Annotated in this window: 14 protein-coding genes; 13 read left to right on the top strand and 1 reads right to left on the bottom strand. The window is 68.0% G+C overall.

Annotated elements, in window-relative coordinates:
- Positions 1-41 precede the first annotated feature (41 nt).
- From BA899_RS09210 to BA899_RS09270, 13 genes are all read left to right on the top strand, one after another.
- Entirely contained in the window at positions 42-569 is a 528-nt protein-coding gene (locus BA899_RS09210; RefSeq protein ID WP_159300401.1) for a DUF177 domain-containing protein, read from the top strand.
- A gap of 27 nt (positions 570-596) precedes the next feature.
- On the top strand, positions 597-776 hold the full coding sequence (rpmF, locus tag BA899_RS09215) for a 50S ribosomal protein L32 (protein ID WP_110882854.1): 180 nt from the start codon (positions 597-599) through the stop codon (positions 774-776).
- Positions 777-857: 81 nt separating this feature from the next.
- Entirely contained in the window at positions 858-1,886 is a 1,029-nt protein-coding gene (gene plsX, locus BA899_RS09220; protein ID WP_144347342.1) for a phosphate acyltransferase PlsX, read from the top strand.
- Entirely contained in the window at positions 1,883-2,854 is a 972-nt protein-coding gene (locus BA899_RS09225) for a beta-ketoacyl-ACP synthase III (RefSeq protein WP_110882856.1), read from the top strand. The genes plsX and BA899_RS09225 overlap by 4 nt, the downstream gene beginning before the upstream one ends.
- A gap of 12 nt (positions 2,855-2,866) precedes the next feature.
- Positions 2,867-3,814 carry an ACP S-malonyltransferase gene (fabD, locus tag BA899_RS09230; RefSeq protein ID WP_159300402.1) on the top strand — a complete coding sequence of 316 codons (948 nt, stop codon included), beginning with the start codon at positions 2,867-2,869 and terminating at the stop codon, positions 3,812-3,814.
- 2 nt (positions 3,815-3,816) lie between these two features.
- Positions 3,817-4,560 carry a 3-oxoacyl-ACP reductase FabG gene (gene fabG / locus BA899_RS09235; RefSeq protein WP_159300430.1) on the top strand — a complete coding sequence of 248 codons (744 nt, stop codon included), beginning with the start codon at positions 3,817-3,819 and terminating at the stop codon, positions 4,558-4,560.
- A gap of 91 nt (positions 4,561-4,651) precedes the next feature.
- Positions 4,652-4,891 carry an acyl carrier protein gene (acpP, locus tag BA899_RS09240; protein WP_159300403.1) on the top strand — a complete coding sequence of 80 codons (240 nt, stop codon included), beginning with the start codon at positions 4,652-4,654 and terminating at the stop codon, positions 4,889-4,891.
- 17 nt (positions 4,892-4,908) lie between these two features.
- Positions 4,909-6,153, top strand: coding sequence for a beta-ketoacyl-ACP synthase II (gene fabF, locus BA899_RS09245; RefSeq protein ID WP_159300404.1), 1,245 nt, complete (start codon positions 4,909-4,911; stop codon positions 6,151-6,153).
- Complete coding sequence (gene pabC / locus BA899_RS09250) at positions 6,150-7,004, top strand: aminodeoxychorismate lyase (protein WP_159300405.1); 855 nt, start codon at positions 6,150-6,152, stop codon at positions 7,002-7,004. Before fabF ends, pabC begins: the two co-directional genes overlap by 4 nt.
- Positions 7,001-8,020, top strand: a complete 1,020-nt coding sequence (gene mltG / locus BA899_RS09255) for an endolytic transglycosylase MltG (RefSeq protein ID WP_159300406.1) — start codon at positions 7,001-7,003, stop codon at positions 8,018-8,020. Before pabC ends, mltG begins: the two co-directional genes overlap by 4 nt.
- 3 nt (positions 8,021-8,023) lie before the next feature.
- Complete coding sequence (gene tmk, locus BA899_RS09260) at positions 8,024-8,650, top strand: dTMP kinase (RefSeq protein ID WP_159300407.1); 627 nt, start codon at positions 8,024-8,026, stop codon at positions 8,648-8,650.
- Positions 8,643-9,629, top strand: a complete 987-nt coding sequence (gene holB, locus BA899_RS09265) for a DNA polymerase III subunit delta' (RefSeq protein WP_159300408.1) — start codon at positions 8,643-8,645, stop codon at positions 9,627-9,629. Before tmk ends, holB begins: the two co-directional genes overlap by 8 nt.
- Positions 9,626-10,393 carry a TatD family hydrolase gene (locus tag BA899_RS09270; RefSeq protein WP_159300409.1) on the top strand — a complete coding sequence of 256 codons (768 nt, stop codon included), beginning with the start codon at positions 9,626-9,628 and terminating at the stop codon, positions 10,391-10,393. The genes holB and BA899_RS09270 overlap by 4 nt, the downstream gene beginning before the upstream one ends.
- On the opposite strand, the gene BA899_RS09275 is transcribed toward BA899_RS09270, so the two are convergent.
- Entirely contained in the window at positions 10,374-11,594 is a 1,221-nt protein-coding gene (locus tag BA899_RS09275; RefSeq protein ID WP_235013344.1) for a TraB/GumN family protein, read from the bottom strand. The genes BA899_RS09270 and BA899_RS09275 overlap by 20 nt on opposite strands.
- Positions 11,595-11,630 lie beyond the last annotated feature (36 nt).

An 11,630-nucleotide genomic window follows, 5' to 3' on the forward strand; every position in this document is an offset into this window, starting at 1 on the left:
TTTTTGACAGCTTCCCCATGGCCCCCTAACATTCAACGGTTATGCACGGGAATGGCTTACCGCATCGCGTCGACATCGCCCGTCTGGGCGAGGGCGAGCACTCGTGGGCCGGGGGGCTGGCGGGCTGTCCGCTGCCACGCATGGATGCCCTGGATGCCCGGGTGGGCGATGTCAGCGCCACGCTGACGCTGACCATCGATCGCGGGCGGCCCCGGCTTCAGGGCAACTGCTCAGCCGTGGTCACACTGGTCTGCGAGCGTTGTCTGGCGCCGGTCGCGCTGGACACGGCGGGGGCGTTCGATCTGGTCGTCGTCGATCGGATTGAAGAGGCGGATGGCTACGGGGCCGATCAGCCCGTGGTGGTGGCGCCCAAGGGGCAGCTCGACATCGCCGCGCTGATCGAAGACGAGCTGATACTGGCGCTGCCGGTGATCCCGACCCATGACGATGCGGACTGCGACGGCGGACAACGGCAGTTCGGACCGGCGGGCGAGGCCGCCCCCGCGCGCGACAACCCATTTCAGGCACTCGAATCACTCAAGCGGGACGATTCGGGTGAGGTACACTGACCGACTCAGCAACAGGCAGGATCAACAATGGCCGTACAGAAATCGAAAAAATCCCCTTCGCGCCGTGGCATGCGCCGCAGCCACCACGCCCTCGAAAACCCCACGCTCAGTGTGGAGCCGACGACCGGGGAAACCCATCGCCGTCATCACATCTCCGCCGACGGCTACTATCGTGGACGCAAGGTGACCACCGGCAAGGACGACTAGCCGGGTGAGCAGTGAACCCATCGGCCGCGTCGGCGCTGCGCTGACGCGGTCATTTCGTTATGGCGATGTGAAGCGGCACCCATGAGTGATACCTGTACCCTGGCCATCGACGCCATGGGCGGCGATCACGGCCCGGCGGTCACCCTGCCGGCGGCCGCCGCGATGCTGGGCCGTCACCCGTCGCTGTCGCTGATTCTGGTCGGGGATCAGGAGCGCCTTGAGTCCGCCGCCGCCTCGCTCGATCCGCCGGTCCGCCAGCGCCTGACCATCCAACCCGCCAGCCAGGTCGTCGACATGGACGAGTCGCCCTCCCAGGCACTGCGCTTCAAGCGCGACTCATCGATGCGGGTCGCCATTGATCTGGTGCGCAGCGGCGAGGCCGATGCCTGCGTCAGCGCCGGAAATACCGGCGCATTGATGGCTACCGCGCGTTATCGGCTGAAGACCCTGCCGGGCATCGACCGGCCGGCGATCTGCACGACCATTCCCTGCCGCGGGGGGCGGTTCCGGATGCTCGATCTGGGCGCCAACGTCGACTGCACCGCCGAGCACCTGTTCCAGTTCGCCGTCATGGGGTCGGTGCTTGTCGAAGCGGCCGGTGACAGCGACCATCCTCGCATCGGGTTGCTCAACCTGGGCGAGGAGGAGATCAAGGGCAATGATCAGGTCAAGCAGGCGGCCCAGCTGCTGCAGTCGAGCGGCCTCAACTACGTCGGTTACGTCGAGGGCGACCGCATGTTCCACAATGTCGCCGACCTGGTGGTCTGCGACGGTTTCACCGGCAACGTGGCGCTCAAGAGCAGCGAAGGGGTGGCGGCGATGATTTCGCAGTACCTGCGCGATGAGTTCCGGCGCAACGGCTTCACCCGCCTGGCGGGGCTTGTGGCGCTCCCGGTGCTCAAGGCCCTGCGCCGGCGCCTCGATCATCGCCAGTACAATGGCGCCAGTCTCCTGGGGCTGCGCGGTGTGGTGGTCAAAAGCCACGGCAGCGCCGATGCCTGGGCGTTCGAGCAGGCCATCGAGACCGGATTCATCGAGGCCTCCGAGGCCATCCCTCAGCGGATCGATGCGCGTCTCGGTGAGATCTTCGGCGCGGGTCCGACGCAATGAGCCATTCCCGGATCAGTGGTACCGGCGGTTACCTGCCCGAGCGGGTGGTGACCAATGCCGAACTCGAGACCCTGGTTGAGACCTCCGATCGCTGGATCGTCGAGCGCACGGGCATCGCCCAGCGCCACGTCGCCGCCCCCGATCAGATCTGCTCGGACCTGGCCGAGGCGGCGGCCCTCGAGGCGCTTGCCAATGCCGGTATCGGCGCCGACGCCATCGACCTGGTGCTGGTCGCCACCTCGACGCCGGATCATGTCTTCCCCAGTACCGCCTGCCGACTGATCGAGCGCCTCGGTATCGCCCCCGGCGCCATCGCCTTCGATCTGGGGGCCGCCTGCTCCGGGTTCGTCTACGGTCTGGATGTGGCCGACCGATTCATCCGCACAGGCGGTGCCCGCCGCGCGCTGGTGATCGGTGCCGAGGTGTTCTCGCGCATCCTCGACTGGTCCGACCGAAGCACCTGTGTGCTGTTCGGCGATGGCGCCGGAGCGGTGGTGCTCGAGGCCGGCGAGGCGCCGGGCATCCTCTCCACCCACCTGCATGCCGACGGACGGCAGACACCACTACTCAATGTGCCCTGGGGCGTCGCCCAGGGTTACGAGTCACTGCAGGGCAGTCATGGCAAGGTCAGTATGCGCGGTAATGAGGTGTTCCGCGTGGCGGTGCGCACCCTCGGCGCGCTGGTTGATGAAACGCTTGAGGCCAACGGGCTGGCCCGTGGGGATGTCGACTGGCTGGTGCCGCACCAGGCCAACATCCGCATCATGACAGCGACGGCGCGCAAGCTCGGACTGTCCACCGACCGGATGGTGAGCACCGTCGCCGAGCAGGGCAACACATCGGCGGCGTCGATCCCGCTCGCCCTGCACACGGCGGTGAGCGATGGCCGTATCCAGCGCGGTGATCTGCTGCTGCTTGAAGCCTTCGGGGCCGGTTTCACCTGGGGCTCCGCCCTGATCCGCTACTGAACGGAAATGACTATGCCGACGCGTACCGATCTTGCCTTCGTGTTTCCCGGTCAGGGCTCCCAATCGCTGGGGATGCTCGCGGACCTGGCCGAGCGCCATGCCGTCGTCCAGAAAACCTTCATCGAAGCCTCATCCGCCATGGGCGAAGACCTGTGGGCACTGGCCAGCGAGGGGCCCGAGACGCTGCTCAACCGCACCGACCATACCCAGCCGCTGATGCTCACGGCCGGCGTCGCGGTCTGGCGGGCGTGGCGTGAGGGCGGCGGGGCGCTGCCGGCGCTGATGGCGGGGCACAGCCTGGGCGAATACACCGCGCTGGTCGCCGCTGGGGCGTTGGACTTTCCTGTCGCCGTTGAACTGGTGCGCGATCGTGGCCGCTACATGCAGGACGCCGTACCGGAGGGCGAGGGCGCAATGGCGGCGGTCCTGGGACTGGATGAGTCCACCCTCGCTGAGCTGTGTGAGCAGGCGGGCGATGGGGTGGTCGAGCCGGTCAACTACAACGCCCCGGGGCAGATCGTGATAGCCGGGCATCGCGCCGCGGTCGACCGCACCCTCGAGGCGGCCCGCGAGGCCGGGGCCAAACGGGCAGTGATGTTGCCGATGAGCGTGCCGGCACACTGCTCGCTGATGGCGCCCGCGGCTGAGCGACTCGCCGGGCGTCTGGCGGATGTGCCGGTCCATGCGCCGGCCATCCCGGTGGTTCACAATGTTGATCTGAGTCTGGGGACGGCGCCCGAGGCCATCCGCGAGCGTCTGGTCGAGCAGGTGCGCTCGCCGGTGCGCTGGACCGGCTGCATCGAGACGCTCGCCGGCCAGGGTATCGAGCAGGTGGTCGAGTGCGGGCCGGGACGGGTCCTCGCCGGGCTCAACCGCCGAATCGACCGCCGGATGGGCATTCAGGCGATCCACGATCCGGATTCGCTGGCCAAGGCACTGAACACACTGGAGCTGACATGAATCTGCAACTCGACGGCGAGATCGCCCTGGTGACCGGCGCCAGCCGCGGCATTGGGGCGGCGATCGCCGAACAGCTCGGCCGCAGCGGGGCGACGGTGATCGGCACCGCGACCCGCGAGGTGGGGGCCGACCGCATCAGCGCCCATCTCGAGACGTTGGGCATCGCCGGTCGCGGAGTGGCGCTTGACGTCCAGGATCGCGCGGCCATTGATGCCTGCGTGCGCGATATCGCCGCCAACGAGGGCACGCCCGGGATTCTGGTCAACAATGCCGGCATCACCCGCGACAACCTCGCCATGCGCCTGAGTGACGAGGACTGGGATCAGGTCATCGACACGAACCTCAGTGCGGTGTTCCGCGTCTCGCGGGCGGTGCTCCGCGGGATGATGAAGGCCCGCCGCGGGCGCATCATCAATATCGGCTCAGTGGTGGGGCTGATGGGCAATGCCGGTCAGACCAACTACGCCGCGGCCAAGGCGGGGCTGCTGGGCATGACCCGTTCGCTGGCCCGCGAGGTCGGGGCCCGCAATATCACGGTCAACGCCATCGCCCCCGGGTTCATCGAAACCGACATGACCGACGCGCTGGACGATGATCAGCGCGCGGCGCTGACCGCGCAGACACCCCTGCAGCGGCTGGGCCAGCCCGCGGATATCGCGGCGGCGGCCTGCTTTCTGGCATCCCCCGCCGGTGGCTATATCACCGGTGAAACCCTTAACGTCAACGGCGGGCTGCTGATGCCTTAGCCGGTTGCTGGCGCATTGTCACCGTATTCCATAGAATACGCCCCGGTTCGGGCCATAGCCCCACAATTGCAATCCGAGAGGTAGGAGCGAGATGAGTAGCATCGAGGAAAGAGTCAAGAAAATCGTGGTCGAGCAGCTCGGCGTCAAGGAAGAAGAAGTGACCGCCGAGGCGTCGTTCGTCGACGACCTGGGCGCGGATTCGCTCGACACCGTTGAGCTGGTGATGGCGCTCGAGGAAGAGTTCGAGTGCGAGATCCCGGACGAGGAAGCCGAGAAGATCACCACGGTCCGGCACGCGTTCGACTACATCAACCGTCACCTCGAAGAGTAACGGCAGGGGGTTCGCGGGTGATCGGACGCAGGGTCGTAGTCACCGGGCTGGGTATCGTGTCGCCGGTGGGCAACACCACTGACAGCGCCTGGCAGAGCATTCGTGAGGGGCGCAGCGGCATTCAGCCCATCCAGCGCTTTGATACGACGCCGTTCGCGGTTCGCTTCGGGGGCGAGGTGCGTGACTTTGACGTCACGCAGTACCTCAGTCGCAAGGAAGCCCGCAAGATGGACCCCTTCATCCATTACGGAATCGCTGCGGCGGTGGATGCGCTGCGGGATTCCGGGCTTACAATCGACTCGGAGAACGCCGACCGGGTGGGCGTCTCCGTGGGCTCCGGCATCGGTGGCATTCACTCCATCGAGGAAGGTCACAAGACCTATCTTGAATCCGGCCCGCGCCGGATATCGCCGTTTTTCATCCCCAGTGCGATCATCAACATGGTCTCGGGCAATCTGTCGATCCTGCTCGGCGCCAAGGGGCCCAACGTCGCGACAGTGACCGCCTGCACCAGTGCCACCCACAACATCGGCCAGAGCGCGCGCATGATCGCCTACGGGGATGCCGATGCGATGATCGCCGGTGGGGCCGAGTTCTCCACCACGCCCACCGGGCTGGGCGGTTTCGCGGCGGCCCGGGCACTGTCCACCCGCAATGACGATCCCCAGGGCGCCAGTCGGCCCTGGGATCAGGGCCGGGACGGCTTTGTGCTGGGCGACGGGGCGGCGGTGCTGATTCTCGAGGAATACGAGCAGGCACGCCAGCGAGGGGCGCCCATTTATGCCGAAATCGCCGGCTTTGGGATGAGCGGGGACGCCCATCACATGACCCTGCCCGCCGAGACGGGCGAGGGGGCGCAGCGCTGCATGGACCGGGCGCTGGAAGACGCCGGCATGAACCCGGATGAGATCCACTACGTCAACGCCCACGGCACCTCCACCCAGGCCGGCGACCGCGCCGAGCTGCGGGCGGTGCAGGGCACCTTCGGCGAGCACGCGCGGCGCCTGCCGGTGAGCTCCACCAAATCGATGACCGGGCATCTGCTGGGCGCCGCGGGTGGGGTCGAGGCGGTCTTCACGCTGCTCGCCATGCGCGACGGCATCCTGCCGCCCACCATCAATCTCGAAACACCGGACGAGGATCTCGACATGGACCTTGTCCCCAATGTCGCGCGTGACCAACCGATCCGGGCCGCCCTGTCCAATTCATTCGGTTTTGGTGGCACCAACGGGACGGTGATCTTTCGCGCGCTTGACGCGTGAACGCCGCCCGCGACGCCTGTCGGGTCAACGGCGAGCCGGGCACCGTTGCCGGCGTCGATGATCGCGGTCTGCGTTACGGGGATGGCGTCTTCGAGACTCTCGCCATCGTCGGGCATCAGCCACAGCTTTGGACACGGCATCTTGACCGGCTCGAGACCGGCTGCCGCCGACTCGGTCTGCCGGTTCCTTCCCGCGGGCGTTGGCAGGCCGATCTGGCAGCGCTGGCCCTGCCACGATTCGGCACGCTCCGACTGACCGTTACCCGGGGTGAAGGGGGGCGCGGCTATGCGCCGCCGACGGCGCCACAGACGACGACGATCACTCAATGCGGCGCGGTGCCCGAGCGCCCCGATGACTGGTGGCAGACGGGCGTCGCCGTGCGATTCTGTGAGACCCGGCTCGCGGTGCAGCCGGCGCTGGCCGGGATCAAGCACCTCAATCGGCTTGAGCAGGTCCTCGCGCGGGGCGAGTGGAGCGATCCGGGCATTGCCGAGGGCGTCATGGAGGCGATGGATGGACGCATCATCGAGGCGACCAGCAGCAATCTCATCATCGATCAGGGGGATCACCTCTGCGCGCCCGCTATCGATGACTGCGGCGTGGACGGTGTGATGCAAGCCTGGCTGCTCGATCGGGCGGCGGCCAGCGGCGCGTCGGTCAAGCGGACCGCCGTGCGGCGGGCGGATCTCTGGCAGGCGCGGGGCGTCATGCTGGTGAACAGCCTCATCGGCCTGTGGCCCGTACGGACACTGGCCGGTCACCCCCTCCCGCGCAGTCCCTGGGCGGATCGACTCCAGGATGAGCTGGTCCGCGCGGGCACGGCGCTGCTGCCGGCGGTGGTCAGATCATGAGCCGGCGGCGTGTGGGCTTGATCGCGGCGGCACTGATGGCGACGCTGGCGGTGGTCGTCGTGGTTGTGGTGACCAGCAGCGTTCGACACCTCGAGACCGCCCCCATGGTCCGCAGCGATGCGGCGCCCCTCACCGTTGAACGGGGCACCAGCTTTGCCCGGGTGGCCGATGAGCTGGCCGAGCGGGACCTCATCGACCATCCGCTGGCGCTGCGGCTTTACGCGCGCTGGCAGGATCTGGCCAATCGCATCCAGGCCGGGGAGTACGCCATCAGCGCCGGCCTGACCGCAGCCGGACTGGTCCAGCGCATGGTCCAGGGCAGGGTCATCGAGTACGAAATCACACTGGTTGAGGGCTGGCGCGTGGACGAAGTGCTCGCCGCCATCCGCCGCCACCCGCAGATCCGCCAGACACTGCCCGCCGGTGTCACCCATGCGGCGCTGATGAGCGCCATCGGTCGCCCCGGCGAGGCCGCGGAAGGCCGCTTCCTGCCCGAGACCTACCGCTTTCCGCGCGGCGAGACCGATGTCGAGATATTGCGACGCGCCAATCGGGATCTGGAATCGACCCTCGCATCGATCTGGGCGCAACGCGCGCAGCCAACGCCCCTGGACAGCCCCGATGAGCTGCTGACGCTTGCCTCGATCATTGAAAAGGAAACCGGACAGGCCGCGGAGCGTCGCCGCATTGCCGGTGTCTTCGTGCGTCGGCTGCGCCAGGGCATGCGCCTGCAGACGGACCCAACCGTGATCTACGGACTGGGCGAGCGATTCGACGGCGATCTCCTGCGGCGTCATCTGCGCACCGACAATCCGTATAACACCTACACCCGTCACGGTCTGCCGCCCACACCGATCGCCATCGCCGGACGCGCGGCCATCGAGGCGGCGGCGGATCCGGCCGCCGGCGACAGCCTGTATTTCGTCAGCCGCGGCGACGGCAGCCACGTCTTCTCGGACACCCTCGAGGCGCATAATCGGGCGGTGCGCCGCTACCAGCTCGGGGCGGGCGACTGACCCATGGACACGAGCCGCCTGATCACCGTCGAGGGGACCGAAGGTGCCGGCAAGAGCTCGGCACTGGCGATCATCCGCGATTGGGTGACCGCGCATGGGGGGGAGCCGGTGGTCACGCGGGAGCCCGGCGGGACCGCGCTGGGCGAGGAGCTGCGCGAGGTGCTGCTGGGCCATCGGGAGGCCGGGATGAGTGCCGAGGCGGAGGTGCTGTTGATGTTCGCCGCCCGCGCGGAGCATGTACGGACCGTCATCCAGCCGGCTCTGCAGGCCGGGCAGTGGGTGATCTGCGATCGATTCACCGATGCCAGTCTGGCCTATCAGGGCGGCGGGCGTGGTCTGGGCATCGAGCGGGTGAGGGCGCTGGCCGACTGGCTGCTCGGCGACCTGCAACCGGGACTGACCCTGTGGCTGGACCTGCCTGTGGCGACCGGACTGGCACGGGCGGCGGGGCGCAGTGCGCCCGACCGGTTCGAGTCCGAGCGCGCGCGGTTTTTTGAGGCGGTGCGGGCGGCCTATGCCGAGCTCGCGAACGCCGATCCCGGCCGCATCACTCGGGTTGATGCCACGCAATCGCTGGCCCGGGTGGGCGCGGCCATCGAGACCCTCCTCGACGAGCACTATGATGACTGAGCCCGCTGGCGTTGATGCCCATACGACTCGCCCCATGCCCTGGCAGCAGCGCGCCTGGGAGCGATTCGCGGCGAGCATCGAGGCCAATCGCGTGCCCCATGCCGTGCTGCTCGGTGGGCCGGCGGGGACCGGCAAACGGGCGCTGGGCGAAGCCATGGCGGCACGGCTGCTCTGCAGTCAGCCGGTGGACACCCGCGCCTGTGATGACTGCCGGGACTGCCGGCTGCGGCGGGCCGGCAGTCATCCCGACTATCAGATTGTCGAGCCCGCCGAGGGGGGCAGCGGCATCCTCAAGATCGAAGCCACCCGGGCGCTGACCGAATTCAGTCATCACACCAGTCAGCACAACCGCCGCCGGGTGGTGGTCCTGACCCCGGCCGAGGCGATGAACCGCCACGCGGCCAACGCGCTGCTCAAGACCCTCGAGGAACCGCCGGCTGGCATGGTGCTCATCCTGGTCAGCCATCAACCCGGGCGCCTGAGTGCGACCATCCGCAGCCGCTGCCAGTACGAGCGCCTCGGCATTCCGCCACAGGCAAGCGCCCGGGCTTGGTTGCAGGCGCAGGGCGTGAGCGCGCCGGAGGCATTGCTCGCATTGGCGGGCGGCAGCCCGCTCACCGCCCGCCAGCTGGCGGCCGAGAAGGGCATGCAGCGCTTCGAGGCGCTGGCCGCTGCGCTGGCTGCCGTCATCCAGGGGCACCAGAGTGCGGTGGCGGCCGCCACTGACTGGCGCCCGGTGGGCGCGCTCGAGACCACACGGCTCATGCAGCAGCTCGCCATTCAATTGATGCGTGGCGCGACCGATCCCCGTCAGCGGCTGAGTGGTCACCCGGCGCTCGAGGGGCTTCAAACGCTGCTCGACAGCGCACGTCTCGCCCGCATCCAGGGGGATCTCCTGCCACTGCGTGAAGCCGCCGAACAACCGCTCAGCCGCGAACTGTCCATCGAGGCCCTGTTCCTGACCTGGAGGCGACCATGATTGTGGATTCACATTGCCACTTCCATCTGCTCGAGCGACCGGAGAGCGCCGATGCCGCGCTGGCCGAGGCCCGGGCAGCGGGCGTGGATGCGTTCCTGAATGTGGCGGTCGCGGTGGAAGAACGCGACCGATTGACGGCCTTCAGCGAGCGCCATGATGATGTCTACACCTCGGTGGGGGTGCATCCCTGCGGCCGCGGCGAGGATCCGGATGCCCCGGCACTGGCCGCCATGGCCGATCATCCACGGGTGGTGGCGATCGGTGAGACGGGGCTCGATTATGGCGATGGCCCGGGGGACTACACCTGGCAGCAGGACCGGTTTCGCCGGCATATCGAGGCGGCGCGCCTGTCAGGCCGACCGATCATCGTCCACAGCCGCCAGGCGCCCGCGGATACGCTCGCCATTCTGCGTGAGAGCGGGGCGGAGACGGTGGGTGGCGTCATTCACTGCTTTGTCGAGGATGAAGCCACGGCCCGCGGGCTGCTTGATCTGGGGTTCTATCTCTCGCTATCGGGGATTCTGACCTTCCGGCGCGCGGAGTCGCTGCGCGCCACCGCCCGGGCACTGCCCATGGACCGACTGCTGGTGGAAACCGACTGCCCCTACCTGGCCCCGGTGCCGCACCGCGGCCAGGAGAACCGGCCCGCTTGGGTGCACTCAGTGATCGAATGCCTGGCCGAGCTCAAGGGCCTGTCGCCGGCGGCAGTGGCCGATCAGACCGCCGAGAACTTCTTCGCGTGCTTCACACGAGCTGCCCGATGATCCGAAAGCCCGCCAGATAGGTGCCCGCCGCCGAGCCGAGCGTTGCGAACAGAAACACCAGCAGCGTCCGCGCGACCCGGTTGCGCCACCAGCCGCGCCAGTCCGCCACCGCTTCGCGCAGCCCGCGAAAGTCCTCCACCCGCGGTCGGCGGCTCATCAGCTCAATCGCCGCGGCCACGAAACCCGCCCCGATGGTGGGGTTGAGCGATGTCAGCGGCGCGGCGACGAACGAGCCGATCACCGTAAACGGATGACCCCGGGCGAGGGCGGCGCCCAACGCGCAGAGGCTGCCATTGATCAGCACCCAGTCGCCGACCAGTTGCCAGCCCAGTTCGCTGCTGCGGCCAAAGCCGATGGCGAAGCCGGTGAGAATGATCGCCACCACGACCCAGGGCAGGACCTTGGGCCAGCGTGACCGGGGCGGGACCTGCTCGAGTCGTCGGGATTCCGCGGCCGGATCGTCGATGCCGTCACTGAGCGCCTGCTCGAGCCCGCTCAGATGGCCCGCGCCCACCACCACCAGGACCGAGCGGGGTGTCGTCTCCGCGGCCTGGATGTTGGCCAGCAGCTGCGCGGCCATGTACCGGTCGCGCTCGCTGATCAGCGGCTCGAACAGGCGCGCCGAGCCGGCCGCGAACTCGCTGAAGGTCGACTCCAGCATGTCGCCCTGTTTGAGTCGCTCGATGTCATCCGCGCTGACCTGATCGCGCGAGAGCAGACTGCCGATCAGACCCGTGAACAGCGACGGCCGCTGCCACCAGGGGACGTTGCGGTAAACCCGCTTGAGGGTCGTCCCGATATCGCGATCGATGCGCCAGACCGGCAGGCGGCGACGGCGGCCACCGTGAATGGCGGCCTCGAGCTCAGCGCCGGGGCGGATATCAAACTGATCGGCGAGACGCTGCTGATAGGCCCCCAACGCCAGACTCGCGATCACCATACCGGCCTTGCCGCTGCGCAGGATCTCAAACAGATCCATCTGCTCGACGGCCTGTGGGTCCATGAGGTTCTGATAGCGACTGTCGCAGAGTTCGACGGCGATCGTATCGTAGTCACCGCGGTCCACCTCGCGGCGCACATCCGCGATACTCTGTGGCGAGACATGGGCGGTCCCGAGCAGGGTGAAAGTCGTGCCGCCGACCCGCACGGTGCGGATCAGCGTGGTCTCGTCATTACTGGCCATGGGCGTCTCGGGCTGCATCGGCGGTGCATTATCGCGGGGTCGGCGGCCATTGGC

This window comes from Spiribacter sp. SSL99 (assembly GCF_009805925.1).
Lineage (GTDB): Bacteria > Pseudomonadota > Gammaproteobacteria > Nitrococcales > Nitrococcaceae > Spiribacter > Spiribacter roseus.

Bases quoted from the DNA above. Each gene is read 5' to 3' on its own strand.
- BA899_RS09210 (WP_159300401.1), top strand. From the start codon at position 42: ATGCACGGGAATGGCTTACCGCATCGCGTCGACATCGCCCGTCTGGGC.
- rpmF (WP_110882854.1), top strand. From the start codon at position 597: ATGGCCGTACAGAAATCGAAAAAATCCCCTTCGCGCCGTGGCATGCGC.
- plsX (WP_144347342.1), top strand. From the start codon at position 858: ATGAGTGATACCTGTACCCTGGCCATCGACGCCATGGGCGGCGATCAC.
- BA899_RS09225 (WP_110882856.1), top strand. From the start codon at position 1,883: ATGAGCCATTCCCGGATCAGTGGTACCGGCGGTTACCTGCCCGAGCGG.
- fabD (WP_159300402.1), top strand. From the start codon at position 2,867: ATGCCGACGCGTACCGATCTTGCCTTCGTGTTTCCCGGTCAGGGCTCC.
- acpP (WP_159300403.1), top strand. From the start codon at position 4,652: ATGAGTAGCATCGAGGAAAGAGTCAAGAAAATCGTGGTCGAGCAGCTC.
- mltG (WP_159300406.1), top strand. From the start codon at position 7,001: ATGAGCCGGCGGCGTGTGGGCTTGATCGCGGCGGCACTGATGGCGACG.
- tmk (WP_159300407.1), top strand. From the start codon at position 8,024: ATGGACACGAGCCGCCTGATCACCGTCGAGGGGACCGAAGGTGCCGGC.
- holB (WP_159300408.1), top strand. From the start codon at position 8,643: ATGACTGAGCCCGCTGGCGTTGATGCCCATACGACTCGCCCCATGCCC.
- BA899_RS09270 (WP_159300409.1), top strand. From the start codon at position 9,626: ATGATTGTGGATTCACATTGCCACTTCCATCTGCTCGAGCGACCGGAG.
- BA899_RS09275 (WP_235013344.1), bottom strand. From the start codon at position 11,594: ATGCAGCCCGAGACGCCCATGGCCAGTAATGACGAGACCACGCTGATC.